This window comes from Streptomyces sp. NBC_01275 (assembly GCF_026340655.1).
Lineage (GTDB): Bacteria > Actinomycetota > Actinomycetes > Streptomycetales > Streptomycetaceae > Streptomyces.
The window spans coordinates 6,996,700-7,017,433 of record NZ_JAPEOZ010000001.1 but is presented as its reverse complement, the minus strand read 5'-3'; the positions used below and the strand labels follow the sequence as shown (position 1 = coordinate 7,017,433).

General features: G+C 71.4%; 12 protein-coding genes. 4 read left to right on the top strand and 8 right to left on the bottom strand.

The window, feature by feature from the left end; genetic code table 11:
• Nucleotides 1-162: 162 nt before the first annotated feature.
• The 3 genes from OG562_RS31220 (at nt 163) to OG562_RS31210 (ending at nt 4,667) form a co-directional block, all read left to right on the top strand.
• Complete coding sequence (locus OG562_RS31220; protein ID WP_266403845.1) at nt 163-1,176, top strand: LacI family DNA-binding transcriptional regulator; 1,014 nt, start codon at nt 163-165, stop codon at nt 1,174-1,176.
• 129 nt (nt 1,177-1,305) lie between these two features.
• Nucleotides 1,306-3,369, top strand: coding sequence for a glycoside hydrolase family 31 protein (locus OG562_RS31215; protein WP_266403842.1), 2,064 nt, complete (start codon nt 1,306-1,308; stop codon nt 3,367-3,369).
• 110 nt (nt 3,370-3,479) lie between these two features.
• Complete coding sequence (locus OG562_RS31210; protein ID WP_266403839.1) at nt 3,480-4,667, top strand: sulfotransferase; 1,188 nt, start codon at nt 3,480-3,482, stop codon at nt 4,665-4,667.
• Between the two features lie 26 nt (nt 4,668-4,693).
• Here OG562_RS31210 and OG562_RS31205 read toward each other — a convergent pair whose 3' ends face one another.
• The 7 genes from OG562_RS31205 to OG562_RS31175 form a co-directional block, all read right to left on the bottom strand.
• Entirely contained in the window at nt 4,694-5,407 is a 714-nt protein-coding gene (locus OG562_RS31205; RefSeq protein ID WP_266403838.1) for a hypothetical protein, read from the bottom strand.
• A 42-nt stretch (nt 5,408-5,449) separates the two neighbouring features.
• Nucleotides 5,450-7,663 (bottom strand): glycoside hydrolase N-terminal domain-containing protein, encoded by a 2,214-nt coding sequence (locus tag OG562_RS31200; protein WP_266403836.1) that lies wholly within the window; start codon nt 7,661-7,663, stop codon nt 5,450-5,452.
• Nucleotides 7,660-9,651 (bottom strand): beta-galactosidase, encoded by a 1,992-nt coding sequence (locus OG562_RS31195; RefSeq protein WP_266403834.1) that lies wholly within the window; start codon nt 9,649-9,651, stop codon nt 7,660-7,662. The genes OG562_RS31200 and OG562_RS31195 overlap by 4 nt, the downstream gene beginning before the upstream one ends.
• Complete coding sequence (locus OG562_RS31190) at nt 9,648-11,864, bottom strand: exo-alpha-sialidase (protein WP_266403832.1); 2,217 nt, start codon at nt 11,862-11,864, stop codon at nt 9,648-9,650. The genes OG562_RS31195 and OG562_RS31190 overlap by 4 nt, the downstream gene beginning before the upstream one ends.
• A 231-nt stretch (nt 11,865-12,095) precedes the next feature.
• Nucleotides 12,096-13,031, bottom strand: a complete 936-nt coding sequence (locus OG562_RS31185; protein ID WP_266403829.1) for a carbohydrate ABC transporter permease — start codon at nt 13,029-13,031, stop codon at nt 12,096-12,098.
• Nucleotides 13,028-14,062, bottom strand: a complete 1,035-nt coding sequence (locus OG562_RS31180; protein WP_266403827.1) for a sugar ABC transporter permease — start codon at nt 14,060-14,062, stop codon at nt 13,028-13,030. The genes OG562_RS31185 and OG562_RS31180 overlap by 4 nt, the downstream gene beginning before the upstream one ends.
• A gap of 27 nt (nt 14,063-14,089) precedes the next feature.
• Entirely contained in the window at nt 14,090-15,793 is a 1,704-nt protein-coding gene (locus OG562_RS31175; protein ID WP_266403825.1) for an extracellular solute-binding protein, read from the bottom strand.
• A gap of 335 nt (nt 15,794-16,128) precedes the next feature.
• On the opposite strand from OG562_RS31175, the gene OG562_RS31170 reads away from it, so the two are divergent.
• Nucleotides 16,129-19,023, top strand: coding sequence for a glycoside hydrolase family 3 C-terminal domain-containing protein (locus OG562_RS31170; RefSeq protein WP_266403822.1), 2,895 nt, complete (start codon nt 16,129-16,131; stop codon nt 19,021-19,023).
• Nucleotides 19,024-19,177: 154 nt separating this feature from the next.
• On the opposite strand, the gene OG562_RS31165 is transcribed toward OG562_RS31170, so the two are convergent.
• Nucleotides 19,178-20,623: an aldehyde dehydrogenase family protein gene (locus tag OG562_RS31165; RefSeq protein WP_266403820.1), complete on the bottom strand. Its 1,446-nt coding sequence runs from the start codon at nt 20,621-20,623 to the stop codon at nt 19,178-19,180.
• Nucleotides 20,624-20,734 lie beyond the last annotated feature (111 nt).

The window sequence follows — 20,734 nt, the reverse complement described above, 5'->3', positions numbered from 1 at the left end:
TCCCCACACCTCTTTGCCTCCAACTCGTTGTCGAAGCGCTTCGACGACCTATGGACACCCACCCCCGCTGGAGCTACTGTCGAACCACCCTCACCCGCCCCTGTTCGAAATGCGCACGGAAATGCGCACTGTCGAAGCGCTTCACAAAACTTGGAGAGCTGGATGGTCACCCTCGCCGAGGTCGCCCAGCACGCCGGAGTCTCGGCGAGCACGGTGAGCTATGTCCTCAGTGGCAAGCGGTCCATCTCCACGTCCACCCGACAGCGGGTCGAGCAGAGCATCCGGGAGCTCGGCTACCACCCGAACGCCGGGGCCCGCGCGCTCGCGAGCAGCAAGTCGAACATCGTCGCGCTGATGATCCCGCTGCGCACCGACATGTACGTGCCGGTGATGATGGAGATCGCCATCGCCGTGGCCACCACGGCCCGCCTCCACGGCTACGACGTCCTGCTGCTCACCGGCGAGGAGGGTCCCGACGCCGTCCGCCGCGTCACCGGCAGCGGGCTCGCCGACGCGATGATCCTGATGGACGTCCAACTCGACGACGAGCGGCTGCCGTTGCTGCGGGCCACCGACCAGCCGTCCGTGCTGATCGGGCTGCCCGCGGACACCGAGGGGCTCACCTGTGTGGACCTCGACTTCACGGCGACCGGCGCGCTGTGCGTGGAGCACCTGGCGATGCTGGGGCACCGCGACATCGCTGTCATAGGCGAGGCGCCGGCGGTCTACGAACGGCACACCGGTTTCGCCGAGCGCACCCTCGACGGACTCCGGTCCCGGGCGAGGGAGTTGGGCCTCAGACTGCTGCACCGGCCGTGCGAGGGCGGATACGACGCGATGGCCCTGACCTTGGCCCGGATCCTGGACGAACGCCCGGGGACCACGGGGTTCGTGGTGCAGAACGAGTCGGCGGTCGAGCCGTTGCTCGCGCTGCTGCGCCAACAGGGCCGAGCCGTGCCCGAGGACGTGTCGGTGGTCGCGATCTGCCCGGACCAGGTCGCCGCCCAGGCCTCGGTGCGGCTGACGTCGGTCGCCATCCCCGCGCAGGAGATGGGCCGGTACGCCGTGGAACACCTGGTCGCCAAGCTGGAGGGGCGCGGCCGGGACGAAGTCGTGCTGATCGCACCCGAGTTGACGGTCCGGTCGAGCACGGGACCGGCGCCCACCGCCTCCTGACCCACCCTGCTTGCTCGCTCCGCCTCTGCTCTGCCTCTGCTCTGCCTCTCGCTCTGCTTTCTCGCTGTCGTGCCCTTCGCCGGGGCACCGCCATGTCTGCACTCCTTACTCCTTCAAGGAGCACTCCACATGAACCAGCCCGCCCCTGCCGAAAGCCCGTCTGCCGTCAACCCGCCCCAGGTCAGCCTCGCGCAGTCCTCGCCCACGGTCGGCACCTTCCGTGAGCGGGGCGGCGCGCTGGAGTGGAGCGGCCGCCAGGAGACCCTGCGCATCGAGCCGTGGGGTCCGGACGCCGTCCGGGTGCGCGCCCGGCTCGGCGGGCCGGTTCTCGAAGGGCTGCCGGGCGCGCTGCTCGACGAGCCGCCGGTCACCGAGAGCAGCGTCGAGATCGGTGACGGCGAGGGGCAGTTGACGGTCGGCGCGCTGACCGTCGAGGTGAGCGCCGAGGGTCTGGTCCGCTTTCTGCGCACGGACGACGGCGGTGAGCTGCTCGCCGAGGAGCGCGCCCACTTCTGGTGGCCGGGCCCGCGTCTCTACACGCCGGTCGGCAACGGCCACCACCGGCTGGAGCAGCGCTTCGCCGCCTACGACGACGAGAAGCTGTACGGCCTGGGCCAGCACCAGCACGGCCGCCTCGACCAGAAGGGCCTGGTCGTCGACCTGGTGCAGCGCAACGCCGAGGTCGGCATCCCGGTGCTCACCTCCAGCCGCGGCTACACCCTGCTGTGGAACAACCCGGCGATCGGGCGGGTGGAGCTGGCCGGCAACGGCACCCGCTGGGTGGCGGACTCGGCGCGGCAGATCGACTACTGGATCACCGCCGGCGCCCCGGCCGACGCCCAGCGCCGTTACAGCGCGGCCACCGGCCGTACCCCGATGCTCCCGGAGTGGGCGGCGGGCTTCTGGCAGTGCAAGCTGCGCTATCGCACCCAGGACGAACTCCTCGCCGTGGCCCGGGAGTACAAGCGCCGGAACCTGCCCCTCGACGTCATCGTGTGCGACTTCTTCCACTGGACGCATCTGGGCGAGTGGAAGTTCGACCTGGCGGAGTGGCCTGACCCGGCGGCGATGGTCCGTGAACTGGACGAGCTGGGCGTGAAGTTGGTCGTGAGCGTCTGGCCGTCGGTGTCCCCGCTGAGCGAGAACCACCCGGTGATGGAGCAGCGCGGCTACTTCATCGGCACCCAGTACGGCCCGATGGCGCACGCCGACTGGCCGGACAAGGGGGTCGCCTCCACGGTCCAGGTGGCCTTCTACGACGCGACGAACCCCGAGGCCCGTGACTTCGTGTGGTCGAAGGTGCGGGAGAACTACCTGGAGCCGTACGGCATCACGGCCTTCTGGCTGGACGCCTGCGAGCCTGAGCTGAAGCCGGGCTTCCAGGAGAACCTGCGCTACTGGGCGGGCCCGGGGCTGGAGGTCGGCAACCTCTATCCGGCCGACAACGCCCGCACCTTCTACGAGGGGCTGCGCGCGGCGGGCGAGGAGGAGATCGTCAGCCTCAACCGCTCGGCGTGGGCGGGCAGTCAGCGCTACGGGGCGGCCCTGTGGTCGGGTGACATCGGCACCGACTTCCCGACCCTGCGCCGCCAGATCGCGGCCGGTCTCAACACCGCGCTGTCGGGCATCCCCTGGTGGAACACCGACATCGGCGGCTTCCACGGCGGCGATCCGACCGACCCGGCGTACCAGGAGGTCATGGTCCGCTGGTTCCAGTTCGGCGCGCTGTCCCCGCTGATGCGCCTGCACGGCTTCCGCGACCCGGGCATGCCGCTGGGCCCGGACATGACCGGCGGCCCCAACGAGGTGTGGTCGTACGGCGAGGAGGCCGGCGCGGTCCTGGAGAAGTACCTGCGGCTGCGGGAGCGGCTGAAGCCGTACGTCCTTCAGGTCATGCGGGAGGCTCACGAGGAGGGGCTGCCGCCCATGCGGCCGCTGTTCCTGGAGTTCCCGGACGACCGGGCGGCCTGGTCGGTGGACGACTCCTACCTCTTCGGCCGGGATCTGCTGGTCGCCCCGGTGCTGACGGCGGGCGCGACCGCCCGCACCGCCTATCTCCCGGCGGGGGCGACCTGGACGGACGCGTGGACGGGTGAGACGTACGAGGGCGGGGCGGCCGTGACGGTCGACGCGCCGCTGGACCGGATCCCGCTGTTCCTGCGGGACGGGGCGCGGCTGCCGGTGGCGGGTTAACGGCGCGGAGTAAAGGCTGGGTTACTTGTCGATCCGGTTGCGGGGGACGGCAGTCGGCCGGGTAGGAAGCACCCGTCCAACTGCCCGCCCCTTCGAAGGGTGTTCCCCTCATGTCCGCACCTCCGCTCGCCCTCTCCCTGGCCAACCTGCTGCTCCGGCCGGCCCATGGCTCCCGGCACACCCCCGACCGGGTCTTCGACCGGCTGCTCGCCGACGTCGAACAGCCGGACGGGGACCGGGAGTTCGTCGACGACTTCCGGTTCCTGCTACGCGACTGGTCCCGGGACGAGAAGCTCACCCCGGTCGGCTGGTGGTCCGCGCAGGGCCATGTCCGCAGGCATCTCGCCAACCGCGCGCGGGTGCGGCGACTGATCGCCGAGCGACCCGAGATCGCGCAGGAGCCCATCGAGCGGCCGGTGTTCGTGGTGGGTCTGCCGCGCACCGCCACCACCCTCACCCACAGTGTGCTGTCCCTCTCGGAGCAGCACCGATGTCCGCTGTTGTGGGAGTTACTGACACCGGATCTGGAGGGGTCGCCCGAGCGGCGCCGCAAGGCCGTCACCGTGGCGCGCAGGATGGTCGGCGGCATCAACCTGTTCGCGCCGCGTTACCGCGACATCCACCCCATGACCGCCGAGGGCCCCGAGGAGTGCACCTTCGCCCTCCCGCACACCGTCATGCCGCTGTCCCAGGCCCGTGTCGCGCAGTACCGGGTCGCCCTCGACGAGCGGGACTTCGTTCCCGACTACGCGTACCTCAAGCAGATCTACCAGGTGCTCCAGCACGGCCGGCCCCGCCGCCGGTGGGTGCTGAAGTCCCCGCTGCACACCGACAACCTCGACGCGCTGCTCGCCGTCTTCCCCGACGCCACGCTCGTGTGGACCCACCGTGACCCGGCCGCCGTCGTGGCGTCGTTCTGCAGCCTGATCGAGCACGGGATGGCCATCACCCTGCGCCCCCTCGACCTGCACGGCCTCGGCGCGACCTGGCTCGGTCTGCTGAGCCGCTCCATGAGCCGCGGCCTCGCGGCCCGGGCCGCGGTCCCCCGCGAGGCGCTCGTGGACGTCCCGTACTCCTGGCTCGGCGCCGATCCGGCCACCGGCGCCCCGAAGCTCTACGCCGCCGTCGGCGCCCGCTGGACCGACGCCGACGCCGCCCGGCTCCCGGAGGTCGTCGCCCGCCCCAAGGGTTCCCGGCCGCACCGCTACGACCTGGCCCGTTACGGCCTGACCCGCGCCGACGTCGACACGGCGTTCGCCGGCTACAACGCGCTGCGCGCCGAGGTCGACCGGGCGTAGGGCGCAGGCCGACCTCGGCGCCGGTGTCAGCTGCTGCTGACGGTCAGGCTGTTGGCCTGGAAGTCCAGCCCGCCGGAGGACGAGGTGATCTCGAACCCGAACTGCACGTCACCGATGGTCTCGTTCCCGAACCAGCCCTTCGTGTCCTTGATCCACTTCAGGATCGGAAGGATGTTGACGGTGCCGGACGACGAGTCGGACGTGCGCAGGAACGAGAACACCTCGTTCGCGCCGTTGTTGCCCTTGTAGACGGTCCAGGTGTGACCGCCGAGGGTGACATTGCCCTGGGAGGTGCCGAGCGGCCCGACGGCGCCGTTGTAGTTGACCCAGAGCATGATCTCGTAGTCGTAGTCCGTGTCCCAGATGTCGTACGAGGTGTTGTACGCGCCGGACGACGGGACCGTGACGTTGTAGCTGCTGGAGAGCGAACCGAGCGAGGTGATCGTCTTGTTGACCACCTTCTTGGAGTTGGGGTACGACTTGATGCCGCCGGTGTTGGGGTGGTTGGCCCAGACACCCCAGTTGGTGCCGGAGTTGGCCCAGATGCACTGGCTGCCGGCGCCGGAGCCCCAGATGTTGTTGTAGAGGGTGTAGCCGTTGAGGCTGGTGTTGCCCCACTGGTCGCAGGAGTTCCAGACGGCGGCCGAGGCGGGCGCGGAGGCGAGGCCGACGGTGGCCCCGAGGGCCAGCGCGGGGGCGAGCAGGGCTTTGGCGACCCTGCCGAGCGTGCGTGTTGCCATGGTGTCCCTTCCATGGGTGGGGGGAGGAGCGGTTTCTGCGGGTTACCACGCCCCCAGGGTGAGGACGTGGTCTTCTCCGGCGACGAGTTGAAGCGGCTGCGCGCCGTCGGAGGAAGTCCGGACTTCGATGCGGTGCGTGCGCCGCGGCCTCAGGACGGCGCGTGCGCCGTCGGGGCCCCAGGTCAGATCGAGCTCGGCGCCGAACCGGGTGCGCACGCCCCGGAGTTCGCCCGTGGGGAGGGCGGAGGGGAGCGCGGGCAGCAGGACCAGCCGGTCGGGGGTCGACTGGACGAGCGCCTCGATCAGCAGGGCGGGCAGGGTGTGCGCGGCGTCGGCGTTGTAGACGTCGCGGTGGGGGTAGTGGGCGCTCATCAGGGAGGCGTGGAAGAAGTCGCCGTCCAGGACGTCGGCGAGAGCGTCGGCGACCCGGCGGCCGTCGCGCAGCCGTGCCGCGATCAGCGCGTGGTGCAGACGTCCGTGCGCGGAGTCGTTCTCGGCGCCGCGCAGGGCGAGGGCCCGGTGGGCGGCGGCGGCCAGGCGCGGGGTGTCGTAGGGGTTGATCTCGTCGAGGGGCCAGACGCCGTAGAGGTGGCTGAGGTGGCGGTGGTCGTAGGCGTCGTCGAGGCCGGGCCAGGCCCATTCGGCGAGGGCGCCGTCGGCGTTGATCCGGTGCGGCGGGAGCCGGTCGGCGAGGGCGCGCCAGCGGTCGGCCCGTTCGGGGTCGTGCGGGTGGTGGTCGGCGGCCGTGAGCAGGGCGTGCCGCGCGGCGGAGAGGTCCATGGCCGCGTTCAGCGCGCCCCAACTCGCGTTCGCCGGCCGGTTCTCGGGCGAGTAGGAGGGGACGACGACCAGCTGCCCGTCGGCGTCGGTCCGACCGAGGAAGTCCTCGTAGAACAGGGCGACTTCGGCGAGCGCGGCGACGGTGCGCGGGTCGCGTTCCCCACGGGTCTCGTCATGGTCGACCAGCGGCTTGAGCAGCCAGTCGGCGCCGGCGGTCCACAGCTGGTGGGGGTACTCGCGACCGAAGTGGTACGACAGCCCGGACTCGCCGTCGGTGTGCGCGGGCGCGACCGCGCCCCGGGCGCCGAAGACCGTGCGGGCGTTCTCCCGCCAGTCGCCGAGCTGACGGTGGATCAGGGCGGCAAGGGCGTCGGTGACTTCGGGGAGGGCGGCGGCCGCGGCGGAGGCGGTCTGGAGGTTGAGGTTGGCGTTGTTCGTGAACGCCCCGGACCAGGCGGTGTCCCAGTCGCCGGTCCACAGTCCGGTCAGCCGGGGCGGGTTGAGGCCGGCGGAGGAGAGCAGGTGGTAGCGCCCGGCGGCGAACAGGCGCTCCAGGAGGGCCGTGCTGCGAGGGCGCTTCAGCAGCTCGGAGCCGGGCAGGGCGCGCTCGTCGGGGTCGGCGTGGAGGTCGAGGGCGACCCGGGCGTAGGCGGTGCGGTGGAGGGCGAGATGGCGGTCGAGCAGGTCGTCGTAGGAGTGCGGCAGGTCGCTCAGGGCGCGCTGCTCCTCGGTGACGTCCGGTTCTCCGGTGTGCCGACGGACCCGGGTGAGCAGCAGGACGGACTCCGCGCCGGTGATCCGCACACCGGGGCGGGTGAGCGCGGTGCGGCCGCCGGTGACGACGACGAGGGTCACGCCCGTGTACGCGCGGTCGCCGTCCGGGTAGCGGGCGCGCAGGGTGAGCAGGGCGCCGTCCGGGGTGAGGAGGGCGCTCCGGCCCACGGCGAGGTCGGCGGGTGCGCCCGGGAGCCGGTGGTCCAGGGATATGTCCAGGTCGAGGCCGGTGACCTGCTGGACGATCACGTCGTCCGCACGGGAGACGAAGACCCGGCCCGCGACGCCTGCGCAGGCGACGGCCGTCTCGCCGCTGGTGAAGTCGACCGAGCGGCGGTAGCGACGGTGGCGGGGCGGCTCGTCCGAGGGCGCACTGTCCGGTCGTGCTCTGCGCAGTCGTATCTGGAAGGCCGGGTGGAAGGGCTGGACCCACTGCAGGGGGCGGCCGTCGGTGAAGGTCTCGGCCGCCGTCAGCTCCCCGGCGAGCAACTGGTCCTGAAGGTCCGGGAGTTCGGCGGCGAGTCGGGGCGGGCGGGCGTGTTCGGCGCCGTTGGGGCGGACCAGGGTGTGGTGGGTGACGATGACGCGGTCGTCGTACGGATCGCCGAACGAGAGGACGCCGTGCCGGCCGTTGCCGCTGAGGAAGGCGTCCTCCCAGCGGTCGGCGGGCCGGGGCTCCCAGGTTCCGTGGACGAGGTTCACGGGCGCAGCACCGCCACGCCGTAACGGCCGAGGGTGACCCGCTCGGCGGCCTTGTCGCCGGTGAGCAGGTCGGTGTGGGCGCCCGGCACGTCGACGGTCACCGGTTCGCGCCCGTGGTTCAGGAGGAACAGCAGGTCACCGCGCCGGACCGCCTCAACCCGGTCGGGCAGCCCGTCGAGGACCGGGTGGACCCCGGCCCCGGCGGCGATCCGGGTGAGGAGGCCGCGCAGCGCGTCGGGCTCGGGGAGCGTGGAGACGTACCAGGCGCGGTCGCGGCGCAGGACGGCGGGCAGTCCGTCGAGTTCGCCGCCCTGGTAGGCGCTCTGCGCCACGCCCTCCTCGGCCTCGATCTCCTCCGACCACAGCGTGCCCCGGAAGCCGTCGCAGTCGACGGTCTCCCCCTCGTCCAGCGGCCACCACTCGTGCAGGACGTGGATGCCGAACAGTTCGCGCAGCCGGGGGTCCATGCCGCCGGGGCGGACCCGGTCGTCCTGGTCGGCGACGCCGGTGAGGAAGCCGGAGACCAGGACGCCGCCGGTGCGGACGTAGGCGAGGAGGTTGTCGATCGCGGCGTCCGTCATCGTGTACAGCTGCGGGACGACGACCAGCCGGTAGCCGGCGAGGTCGTGTTCGGGGTGGGCGAAGTCGGCGGTGAGGTGGGCTTCCCACAGGGCACGGTGCCAGGCGTGCAGGACGGCCGAATGGTCGACCTGGGCGGAGGGGCGGCCGTCCTGGGCGGCGGCCCACCAGGCGTGCCAGTCGTGCAGGATCGCGATGTCCGCACCGATATGACGTCCCGTCACCTCGCCGCCGATGGCGGCGAGTTCCGCACCCAGCTGCTTGACCTCCTGGAAGGTGCGGCCCCGCTCCCCCGCGTGAGGGACCATCCCGGAGTGGAACTTCTCCGCGCCCTGCCGGGACTGGCGCCACTGGAAGTAGCAGACGGCGTCCGCGCCGCGGGCCACCGCCTGGAGGGACCAGAGCCGGTTGAGGCCCCGGGGCTTGGGGTGGTTCACGCCCCGCCAGTTGACCGGGCCGGCCGCCTGTTCCATCAGCATCCAGGGGCCGCGGGCCTGGGAGCGGGTCAAGTCCTGGATGAGCGCGCCGTGTTGGGGGCCGAGGGGGTCGCGCGGGTCGGGGTAGAGGTCGACGGAGACGACGTCCTCCTCCTCGGCCCAGCGCCAGGCGTCCTGGCCGAAGAACAGCGGCATGAAGTTGGTGGTGACCGGGACGTGCGGGGTGTGCCGGGCGACGATGTCCCGCTCGGCGACGTAGCACTCCAGGAGCGCGTCGGAGGTGAAGCGCCGGAAGTCCAGCACCTGGGCGGGGTTCTTCATGTAGTGGGGCGTGCGCGGGGGCAGGATGCCGTCCCAGCTGTCGTAGCCCTGGCTCCAGAAGGCGGTGCCCCAGGCGGTGTTGAGGGCGTCGAGCGTGCCGTACCTGGTGCGCAGCCAGCGGCGGAAGGCGGCGGCCGCCTCGTCGCCGTGGTCGGCCGTGCAGTACTCGTTGTTGATGTGCCACATCGTGAGGGCGGGGTGGCCGCCGTAGCGGGCGGCGAGGTCCTCGGCGATGGCGGCTGCGTACCTGCGGTAGGTCGCGCTGGAGTGCGAGAAGTGCTGGCGGCCGCCCCACCACTCGACGCGGCCGTTCTCGTCACGGGGCAGGGTGTCCGGGTGGAGACGGCCGAGCCACGGGGGCGGGGAGGAGGTCGGGGTGGCGAGGACGACTCCGACGCCGTTCGTGTGCATCAGGTCCATCAGCCGGTCCAGCCAGCCGAACTCCCGTGCGCCCGGCTCGGGTTCGAGCTTCGCCCAGGAGAAGACGCCGAGCGTGACGGAGTTGACGCCGGCCTCCCGCATGAGGCGGACGTCCTCGTGCCAGGTCTCCTCGGGCCACTGCTCGGGGTTGTAGTCGCCGCCGAAGAGGATGCGGCCGCGGGTGGCGTCCGCCAGCCCCGGATCGCCGGACCGATCCTTGCGGTACGTCATCGGACGGGCTCCCCGTACTGCACGCCCCGCCCGTTGGTGGCGAGGTAGACGCGGCCGTACACGCGCGGGTCGCCGACGATGGTCTCGCCGGTCCAGCCCCACTGGTGGGCGTCGTCGTTGATCCGCGTCCAGGTCCTCGCGCCGTCGTCGGAGCGGTAGACGGCGGTGATCGCCTCCGTCGAGCCGACCTGGTAGATCGCCGGATAGTCCGCGCCGTCGGCCGCCCTGCCGAAGCCGAGGGTGTACGAGGCCCAGCAGCTGTCGACCTTCGAGAAGCCCGCGCCGCCGTCGGTGGAGCGGTAGAGCCCGTTCCACTTGGTGCTCAGCCAGAGGTCGCCGGACCGTCCCGGGGCCGCGACCAGCTTGAACTGGCTGTCTCCGGCCGGCAGCCCGGTCGCACGCGCGGTGAATGAACGGCCACTGTCAGTGCTGGCCAGCAGCGTTCCCGTGGCGGTGTCGTAGGCGTAGAAGAGCGTCGGGTCGGCCGGGTCGGCGACCGGCGTGGCGCCCTTCGGGAAGGAGGGGATCTCGGTCCAGGAAGCGCCGCCGTCCGCCGAGCGGTGGGCCGGGTATGCGGTGCCGTCCCAGTGCACGAAGGACCACAGCAGCACGCTGCCGTCGGCGCCCGCGGCGATCGGCCCCGGGGCGTCCTTGGCCAGGGCGGGCTGCGCGGCGAAGGGCTGCCAGGTGCGTCCGCCGTCGTGGGAGGACGCGCCGTTGCCGTGGTCGCCCCAGCCGGTGCGCACGACGTACGACGGCCTGGCCGCGGCCTGGGCGAGTCCCGTCGCCGACCCGGACACGGGGTTCGTCGCCATGCCGCGCGAGGGCGACGCCGTGAGGTGGTCGTGGTACAGCACGCCGATGTCCCGGGAGCCGCTGAGCAGGTGCGCCTCCCCGACCGGGGGCGACACCAGCTGGACCACGGACGCCTCCTCCAGCCCGCGGATGCGCGGGGCCCAGTGTCTGAGGTCGCGAGTGCCGTAGAGGGTGGCGCCGGTGCCGTAGACGACGTGCCGGGAGTCGTACGGGTCTACGGCGACGGCCTGGATCCACCAGCCGAACTTGGGCGCGTCCGCGCCCCATCTGAGATACGGGGTCTCGGAGACGTCGAAGACCGCGGAGTCCTTGAGGGAGGTCCAGGTGCGGCCGCCGTCGGTGGTGCGGTAGAGCGTGTCGACGGCCGCCCAGCGGTTGTTGGTGGAGACGACGACCGTGCCGGGGCGACGGGCGTCCACGGCGACCCCGCCGTAGCCGAAGCCGTCGACGCCCCCGTCGCTCGTGGTCCCGCCGGGCCGCACCGGCGTGACCTCGGTCCACCTGCCGGTGGCGGTGGCCAGCTTGTGCACGCTGCCGTCGGACTGGCCGTTGGGGCCGGGTGCGTCGGCGTACGTGACGTACAGCTCACGGCTGTGGCGGTCGTGGGCGGCGCGGACCGGGACCTTCGCGGCGGGGCCGGCGGGCTGACCGGGGACGGCCTCCCAGACGGCGCCGTCGGCGGTGCGGTACAGGTTGGCGGTCGTACCGCCGGAGTCGCCCCAGCCGGCGTAGACGGCACGGCCGACGGCGACGAGGAGCGTGACGCCCTGGCCGGAGCCGCTGGGGACGCCCGGGAAGCCGGTCACCGCTGCCCACGTCGCGCCCCGGTCGGTGGACTTGAGGAGTCCGTCGTGCCTCGTCCCCAGCCACAGGGTGTCGCTGTCGCGCGGGTCGACGAGGAGGCGCTCCCCCATGCCCCGGCCGTCCTCGTTGGCCCCGAGCTTCACGGTCAGGTCGGTGCGGGCCCAGGTCGCGCCCCGGTCCTCGGAGCGCAGCACGGCTCCGTTGCCCGCCCACGACTGGGCGTACGCGCCGAGGGCGAGGTAGAGCCGGTCGGGGTGCGCCGGATCGACGGCGAGGGCCTCGACGCCGAGCAGGTTCCAGTCGTCCCAGCCGAGGTGATCGGTGAGCGGGGTCCACCGGGCGGCCCGCTCGTCCCAGCGGTAGGCGCCGCCGATGTCGGTGCGGGCGTAGGCGAGGCCGCGGACGGAGGGGTGGAAGAGGACGCCGGTGACGAACCCGGTGCCGCCGATCACCGCGTTGCGCCACCGGTAGCCTCCCGCGGTCGGACCGGATCGGGTGGGTGCGGCTTGGGCACGGTCGTGGGTGAGCGGGAGTGCGGTGAGCGTGGCGGCGGCTGCGGTGCTGGTGAGGAGGGTGCGGCGGGTGGGGCGCATGTGGGGTACCTCGGTGGGTGAAGGTTTGCGGGTTGGGGGGGGTGTGTCGTTCGTCTGCGGGTAGGGGGTTGGTCGCGCCCACTACCGGCGGAGCCGCATGTCGGCACAGTCCCGCGCCCCTGAGCAGGGCCGGTCGCGCCCGACCTGAGGGGCGCGGCCGACCACGCCGAACCCGCAGCCGCCGTACATCCCAAGTCCCCGGGGACGGGGCGCCGGGACACCGGGCGCCCGCTACCCCTTCACGGCCCCCGTCAACATCCCCTTCTTGAAGTGCTTCTGGACGAACGGCGACAGCACCGCCACCGGCAGCAGTGCCATCACCATCACCGCCATCTGCACGGCCAGGCCGGACAGCTGGCCGGTCTTGATGGCCTGCCCCAGCCCGACCGGCGCCTCCTGCTTCTGCACCAGCTGGATCATGACGTTCTGCAGCGGCATCATGTTCTGGTCGTTCAGATAGAGCGACGCGTTGAACCAGGCGCTCCAGTAGCCGACGGCGTAGAACAGCGTGATCACGGCCAGCACCGCGCGGGACAGCGGCATCACTATCTGCCACAGGATCCGGAAGTCGCCGGCCCCGTCGATCCGCGCGCTGTCGATCAGTTCCTGCGAGATCCCCATGAAGAAACCGCGCAGGACGAGGATGTTGAAGACGCTGAGCGCGCTCGGCAGGATCAGCGCCAGATAGGTGTCCGTGAGGCCCAGGGACTGCACCAGCAGATAGGTCGGGATCAGGCCCGCGCTGAAGAACATCGTGGCCAGCAGGACCAGCAGGATCCAGCGGTGGGCGAGCGAGCCGGTGCGGGACAGGCCGTACGCGCACAGCACCGACACCGTCATCGAGAACAGCGTGCCGACGACCGTGATGAGGATGCTGATGACGGCGGCGCGCGTCACCTGGCCGCCGCTGAGCAGCTCCCGGTAGGCGACGAAGGTGATGCTCTTGGGCACCATGACCAGCCCGCCGGCCTCGTCGATCGCCTTGCGCGAGGAGAGGCTGGTGACGACCACGATCCACAGGGGGAACAGGATCGCGAGGCAGGCCAGCGTCAGGACGAGCCCCTTGCTCGCCATGCCGACCTTGCCGGGCTCCTCCTCCCACGCCGGCCGGGGCGGAGCCGACCACGGACGAGGGGACCGACGGGACTTCTCGAGCACTGCGCTCACTTCTTGTACACCCCCTGCTCGCCCATGAGATGGGCCACCTTGTTCGCGGCGAGGACCAGCCCGAGGCTGACCACGCCCTTGATCAGACCGGCGGCGGCCGCGTAGCCGAAGTCCTGGTTGCGTACGCCGTTCCACCACACGAAGGTGTCGAGCACCTCTCCCGCGCCCGGTCCGACGGCGTCGCGTTGGAGGAGGATCTGTTCGAAGCCGACCGTCAGGGCGTCGCCCACGCGCAGCACCAGCAGCAGGGCGATCACCGGGCGCAGGGCCGGCAGTGTGACGTGCCACATGCGGCGCCAGCGGCCCGCGCCGTCCATCGCGGCGGCCTCGTAGAGGTCCGGGCTGACCGAGGCCAGCGCGGCGAGGAAGACGATGATCCCCCAGCCCGCGTCCTTCCACACGCTCTGCGCGGTGATCAGGTACTTGAAGGTCTCGGGGTCGGTCATGATGTCGAGGCCGTCGTAGCCGTGCTGGCGCAGCAGCTGGGACAGGATGCCCGCGCCGCCGAACAGCTGCTGGAAGACCGCGATGACCAGGACCCACGAGAAGAAGTGCGGCAGGTAGAGGATCGCCTGCGAGATCGCCCGTACCCGGGGCCTGACGACGCTGTTGATGAGCAGCGCGAGCAGGATCGGGATCGGGAAGTACAGCACCAGTTGGAGGGAGAACAGCACCAGCGTGTTCTGGAACGCGCTCCAGAAGGCCGAGTCGTCGAAGATCCGCTGGAAGTTCTCCAGCCCCACCCAGGGGCTGTGCAGCATGGAGACGATGCCGTTGTCGCTGATGTAGGGGTCGTACTCCTGGAACGCGACGATGTTGCCCAGGATCGGCACGTAGTTGAAGAGCAGGACCAGGGCCACGGCGGGCACGGTCATCAGGAGCAGGGCGCGGTCGCGCCGGAACCTGAGCCGCAGACTCAGCTTCCCGGAGGGTCGTTTCTCCTCAGGGCCGGTGGCGCCGCCGGACGCCACGGGGGTCTTCTGCGTTTCGTCCGCCTCGGCGCCGCTCCGAGGCACCGTGCTGTGGGACACGGCCGTTCTCCTCGCCTCGCCGCCGGGTCAGCTCGCCGCCGTGCCGTTGTCGTCGAGCAGTTTCTGGTACCAGTCGCGGAGCTTGTCGCCGCCCTTGCTCTTCCAGTCGGACACGGCCTGCTGCATGTCGCCGACCTTCTTGCGGCCGCGGATGATGTCGTCCTCGAGCTGCTCGAAGTCGTTGTAGAGGTTGGTGTAGCGGGCGGGCTCGGTGATCTGCATGCCGTAGAAGGAGGACTTCTTGGTGAAGGCGCCCATCCGCTGCTGCCACTCGACCTGGCCCTTGGCGACCTCGGGGAGGTCGGGGTGGGCGAGGGTCGCGGCCGGGCTGGCCATCATCACGTAGGCGTTGAGCACGTCGATGTTGCCCTGGTCGGTCTTGACCGGGACGCCGTCCTTGAGGGTGTAGTGGGTGCCCTCGACGCCGTAGTTGGTGAGCATGTACTCCTTGGTGCCGTACGGCGCGGCGGTGGTGTTGGCGACGGCCAGCACGTCGTGGATGACCGAGGCGGAGGCCTTCTTGTTGACGAAGGCGAAGATGCCGGCCGGGTTCTTGGCCCAGAGGGTGGGGTCGCCGCCGTCGTGGCCGGGGATGTCCATGCCCCAGATCTGGAAGTCCGGGTTCTGGGTGGCCTGGGCGGAGGCCTGGCCGTACCACTGCGAGATGTCCTGGTTGTAGATGAGGAACTCGCCGGCCACGAACTTGGGGGCCGGATCGGTGGCCTGGCTCTTGCCCAACTTGGCGTCGGGGTGCACGAGTTCGTCGGCGAACAGCTTGCGCGTCCACTCGATCGCCTCGAGGTACTCCTGGGTCTCGATGCGGTTGATCAGCTTGCCGTCGACGACGTTCCAGCCAAGGGACTTCTCGTCGCCGGACAGGACGCCGAACATGTTCCAGGCGGTCCACTTCATGTCGAGGCAGGCCCACCGCTTGGCCTTGGCGTCGGTGATCTCCTTGGCCAGGGCGTAGAACTCGTCGGCGGAGGTGGGGACCTGGTACCCCTCCTTGTCGAAGACGTCCTTGCGGTAGAAGGGCACGATGCTGGTGACGTACGAGGACGGCATGGGCAGGCCGAGGAGTTTGCCGCCGAAGATGGAGCGCTGCCAGGCGTCGGTGGGGACGGCCGCGAGGTTGGGGTAGTCCTTGACGGCGTCGCCCGAGAGGTAGGGGCCCAGGTCGGCGAACTTGCTGATGATCGCGGTGGGTATCTTGCCGGTCATGTTCCAGCCGGGGACGACCACGACGTCCGGTACGTCGCTGGAGGCGAGGACCGCGCCGAGCTTCTGCTCGTAGGTGTTGCCGTCCTGGTTCTGCCAGACGACGTCGACGCCGATCAGGTCGTTCATCGCCTTGTAGTAGGCGTTGTCCGACTTCGGCGGGGAGCCCCAGAACGGGGACATGACGGTGACCTTGCCGCCCTTGCCGAGCTTCTTCGGCACCGACGTCTTCAGCGTGGCGAGGTCGAGCTTGCTGGTGAAGCCGACCGCGGAGCCGTTCTTGGCCGCGATGTCGGGCGTCACCACGTTGCTGACCACATAGGCCGGCAGGAGCTTCTTGGCGTCCTTGCCCGACGTGGTGCCGTCGCGCGAGCCGCTCTCCGTGCCGCCGCAGGCGGCCAGCAGCGGCATCCCTCCCGCCACCGCTGCGGTGGCGACCGCCGTGGAGGCGAGGAAGCTTCTCCGGCTGGGGCCGGAGGAACCAGAGGAGGGGGAAGCGGCGTTCGGCGTCATTGCGTCAACCCTTCATGGCGCACCAGGACACCCGGCGGTGGCCGTCGGCTGCGGTGTCTCGAGTGGGACTACGAGTGGAACCGGCTGAGCTGAAGCGGTCCTCCGACCATTGGTGCTGGGCTCGCAGTCGAAGCGCTTCGATGTTGCTGCGAGGTTAAGTGAACACCGGGGGGTGCACAAGGGTCGCTTCCAGATTCCTCCGAGGTATCGAGTGAGAGTGCTTCTTATGTACGGCTTGAAATAACGGTGAGGTCTCTTGACACTCCCCCCTGCGTCGAATGAGCATCGAAGCGCTTCGAAAGCATCTCCTCGCTCCACCGCAAAGGGATCCCCACGTGACCGCATCCACGCCGCCCACGCCGCCTTTCCGCGATCCGCATCTGCCGTTCGCGAAGCGCATCGACGATCTGCTGTCGCGACTCACCCTGGACGAGAAGGTCTCCTTCCTGCACCAGTTCGCACCCGCCGTCGAGCGCCTGGGCGTCGCCGCGTTCCGCACCGGCCAGGAGGCGCTGCACGGCGTCGCCTGGATGGGTCCGGCGACGGTGTTCCCGCAGGCCGTGGGTCTGGGCGCGACCTGGAACCCGGACCTGGTGCGCCGGGTCGGCGAGGCGGTGTCCAAGGAGGTCCGGGCGATGCGCGCCAGGGACGAGCGGGTGGGCCTGAACGTCTGGTCCCCCACCGTCAACCTGCTGCGCCATCCCCTGTGGGGCCGTAACGAGGAGGGCTACTCCGAGGACCCGAAGCTCACCTCGGCCATCGCCACCGCCTACACCCACGGTCTGCGCGGCGACCATCCGACGTACTGGCGCACGGCCCCGGTCCTCAAGCACTGGCTGGCCCACAACAACGAGACCGGCCGGGACGTCACCTCGTCCTCGGTCCGCCCGCGGGTGCTGCACGAGTACGATCTGCGCGCCTTCCGCGAGGCGGTCGAGGCGGGCGCGGTGGCCGGGGTGATGCCGGCCTACAACCTGGTCAACGGCCGCCCCAACCACGTCTCCCCGTATCTGCGCGAGCAGTTGCGGGCCTGGACGCAGGAGGAGCTGCTGGTCTGCTCGGACGCGGGCGCGCCCTCCAACCTGGTCGACTCCGAGCACTACTTCGACACCCACGAGGAGGCGACGGCGGCCGCGCTGGTCGCGGGCGTGGACAGCTTCACCGACCACGGCACGGACGGCTCGAAGATCACCGCCCGCGTCCAAGGGGCCCTGGAACAGGGTCTGTTGACAGAGGCGGACGTCGACACGGCGGTCCGCCGCCAGCTCTCGGTCCGCTTCCGCCTGGGCGAGTTCGACCCGCACTACGACCCGCACGCAGGCACCGGCGAGTTCGACACCCCCGGCCATCGCGCCCTCGCCGGGGAGGCCGCCGAGCAGGCGGTCGTGCTGCTGCGCAACGACGGCGTGCTGCCACTGGCCCCCGACAGCAGGATCGCGGTGGTCGGCCTGCTCGCCGACGAGTGCAAGCTCGACTGGTACAGCGGCACGCTGATCCACCGCTCCACCCCGCTGGAGGGCCTGTACGAGCGGTTCGGCGCGGAGCGCGTGCAGTTCGCGGAGGGCGTGGACCGCGTTCTGCTGAAGACCTCCGCAGGAACGTTCCTGAAGGTGCCGCCCGCCCCCGAGGCCGCCGAGGCGGCACGCGGCGCCGAGGGCGCCCTGGACCCGGCGCTGCTCGCGGGCCGCACGGACCTCCCGCCGCTCACCGCGGACGCCGTCGGCACCGAACTCGCGCTCGCCGACTGGGGCGAGGGCGTGCTGACGCTGCGCGCTCCCGACGGCCGCTACCTCTCCGTAGCGGAGGACGGCTGCCTGCGCGCTTCCGCCGACCAGCCCGGCGGCTGGGTGGTCCAGGAGACGTTCCGCCTGGAGCCGTACGGACACGGCGACAGCCGGGCGAGCGGTCACGGAAACGGTCACCTCTTGCTGCACCTGGGAACGGGTCGCCCCGTCTGTGTCGCCGCGGACGGCGTCAGGGTTGCCGGGAAGAGCGAGGGGAACGGGAAGCCCGGAGAGAGTCCCGAGGTCTTCGAGGTCGTCGTCGTCGAGCGCGGCGAGGACGCGGTGGCCCGGGTCGCCGCCGCGGCCGACGTGGTCGTGGTGGTGGCGGGCAACGACCCGCACATCAACGGCCGCGAGACCGAGGACCGTACGACCCTGCGGCTGCCCGCCCACCAGGAGCGACTGCTGGAAGCGGCCCGGGCCGCGCGGGCGCGCACGGTGCTGGCGCTGGTGTCGGCCTACCCGTACGCGATCGAGCCGGGCCCGCTGTCGGCCGTCCTGTGGACCGCGCACGGCGGCCAGGCCGCGGGCACGGCGCTGGCGCGCGTCCTGGCCGGCGACGTCTCCCCCGCCGGCCGGCTGCCGCAGACCTGGTACGCCGACGACGCGGACCTGCCCGACCTGCTCGACTACGACGTGATCGGCGCCCGCCAGACGTACCTGTACTTCGAGGGCTCCCCGCTGTTCCCCTTCGGCCACGGCCTGTCGTACGCGTCGTTCGCCTACGCCGATCTGGCGGTGCGCGTCGAGCACGGCACGGCGCAGGTCTCCTTCACCGTCGCCAACACCGGGGACCTGGCCGCCGACGAGGTCGCGCAGCTGTACACGCGGGCCGTGGACCCGTCGGTCACCCGGCCGCGCCGCGAGCTGCTCGACCACCGCCGCATCACGCTCGCCCCGGGCGCGAAGACCGAGGTGTCCTTCCAAGTCCCCCTGTCCGCCTTCGCCTTCTGGGACGTGGCTCAGGGCCGGTGGCGGGTGGAGCCGGGCCTGTACGACCTGTTGGTCGGCGCGTCCAGCGCGGACGTCCGGCTGCGCACGACGCTCACACTCGACGGCGAGCCGTCGCTCCCCCGCCGCGTCCGCCGACTCGGCCTGTCCGCCGCCGACTTCGACGAGCAGAGCGGCACCGAGATCGTCGACCGCACGAAGACGTCGGGCGACGCGGTGACGGCCGTGGCGGACGGCTCCGGCGAACTGGTCTACCGGGCCTGCGACTTCACGGCCGGCGTCACGGGCGTGACGGTGACGGCGGCCGGCTCGGGCACGGTCGAGCTGTCCCTGGACGGCGGCCCGACCCTGGCCTCGCTGACCATCGGCACGCCCACGCCGGGTCCGTACGACCACAGAAGCGTCGACGCGCCCTTCACCGCCGACGGCGTGCGCGACCTGCACCTCAGACTGCGTGGCCCGCTGCGGCTCGCGCACGTCGGCTTCTCCGGTTGAGGGTCCGGACGAAGTCGGCACAGAGAAGGGGTCCGGCACCGGAAGGCATCGGTGCCGGACCCCTTCGGGGACGGCGATCGAGCGCCGACCAGAGACTAGCTGAAAATGGTTCCCATTAGCTAGAGGTGGCCGGAGCGCGTCTCCCCACGTGTGCTCAGAGCGCGAGCCCGGTCAGCACCAGCACGCGCTCGTACGTGTAGTCGTCCATCGCGAACTTCACTCCCTCGCGGCCCACACCGGACTGCTTGGCGCCGCCGTACGGCATCTGGTCGGCGCGGTAGGACGGCACGTCGCCGATGATCACGCCGCCGACCTCCAGCGCACGGTGGGCGCGGAAGGCGACCTGGAGGTCGTGGGTGAACACGCCCGCCTGGAGGCCGTACTTGGAGGAGTTGACGGCCGCGAAGGCCTCGGCCTCGCCGTCGACCTTCTGCACGGTGAGGACCGGCCCGAAGACCTCCTCGCAGGCGAGGGTCGTGTCGGCCGGCACGTCGGTGAGGACGGTCGGCGCGTAGGAGGCGCCGTCGCGCTTTCCGCCGGTGAGCAGGGACGCGCCCGCGGCGACGGCCTCGTCCACCCACGTCTCGACGCGCTTGGCCGCGTCCTCGCTGACCAGCGGCCCGACGTCGGTCTTGTCGTCGGCGGGGTCGCCGGTGACCTGGGCCTCCACGGCGGCGACGATGCGCGGCACCAGCCGGTCGTAGACGGAGGCGTCCGCGACGACCCGCTGCACGGAGATGCAGGACTGGCCGCCCTGGTAGTTGGAGAAGGTCGCGATGCGGGCGGCGGCCCAGTCGAGGTCGGCGTCGCTCGCGAAGTCGCCGAGGACGACGGCCGCGCCGTTGCCGCCCAGCTCCAGGGTGCAGTGCTTGCGCGGCACCGAGTCCATGATCGCGTAGCCGACCTTCTCGGAGCCGGTGAAGGAGATGACCGGCAGCCGCTCGTCCTGGACGAGGGCGGGCATGCGGTCGTTGGCGACCGGGAGAATCGACCACGAGCCGACCGGAAGCTCGGTCTCGGCGAGCAGGTCGCCGATGACCAGGCCGGAGAGCGGGGTGGCCGGGGCGGGCTTGAGGATGATCGGCACGCCGGCCGCGATCGCCGGGGCGATCTTGTGGGCGCACAGGTTCAGCGGGAAGTTGAACGGCGCGATGCCGAGCACGACGCCCTTGGGGAAGCGCCGGGTGAGGGCGAGCCGGCCCTGGCCGCCCAGGTCGGTGTCGAGGCGCTGGGCCTCGCCGCCGTTGAACCGCCGGGCCTCCTCGGCCGCGAACCGGAACACGGACACCGCCCGTCCGACCTCGCCCCGCGCCCACTTGACCGGCTTGCCGTTCTCGGCGGAGATCAGCTGGGCGATCTCCTCGGTGCGCTCGACGAGCCGCTTGCTGACGTGGTCGAGGGCGGCGGCGCGCACATGGGCCGGGGTGGCGGCGAACTCGTCGCGGACGGCGTACGCGGCGGCCACGGCCTCCTCGACCTGGGCGTCCGTCGGCACGCTGACCTTGCCGACGAGCCGCCCGTCCCACGGGGAGGTGACGTCGAAGCCGTCCTCGCCGGTGACCTGGCGGCCGGCGAGCCAGAAGGCGTAAGTGGAAGACATGTGTCGAATCCCGGCCCTTCCGCGATAGAGGGTGTGCTGTACGTGGTTCTCGTGGTCCACGGTAGGCGCGGGACGGCACGCGGTCGCTTGTCCGAGTCGTACGGGTGGGCG

What these genes read in the sequence shown, in the direction of transcription:
- OG562_RS31220 (WP_266403845.1), top strand. Translation starts at nt 163, where the DNA reads ATGGTCACCCTCGCCGAGGTCGCCCAGCACGCCGGAGTCTCGGCGAGC.
- OG562_RS31215 (WP_266403842.1), top strand. Translation starts at nt 1,306, where the DNA reads ATGAACCAGCCCGCCCCTGCCGAAAGCCCGTCTGCCGTCAACCCGCCC.
- OG562_RS31210 (WP_266403839.1), top strand. Translation starts at nt 3,480, where the DNA reads ATGTCCGCACCTCCGCTCGCCCTCTCCCTGGCCAACCTGCTGCTCCGG.
- OG562_RS31205 (WP_266403838.1), bottom strand. Translation starts at nt 5,407, where the DNA reads ATGGCAACACGCACGCTCGGCAGGGTCGCCAAAGCCCTGCTCGCCCCC.
- OG562_RS31195 (WP_266403834.1), bottom strand. Translation starts at nt 9,651, where the DNA reads ATGACGTACCGCAAGGATCGGTCCGGCGATCCGGGGCTGGCGGACGCC.
- OG562_RS31190 (WP_266403832.1), bottom strand. Translation starts at nt 11,864, where the DNA reads ATGCGCCCCACCCGCCGCACCCTCCTCACCAGCACCGCAGCCGCCGCC.
- OG562_RS31175 (WP_266403825.1), bottom strand. Translation starts at nt 15,793, where the DNA reads ATGACGCCGAACGCCGCTTCCCCCTCCTCTGGTTCCTCCGGCCCCAGC.
- OG562_RS31165 (WP_266403820.1), bottom strand. Translation starts at nt 20,623, where the DNA reads ATGTCTTCCACTTACGCCTTCTGGCTCGCCGGCCGCCAGGTCACCGGC.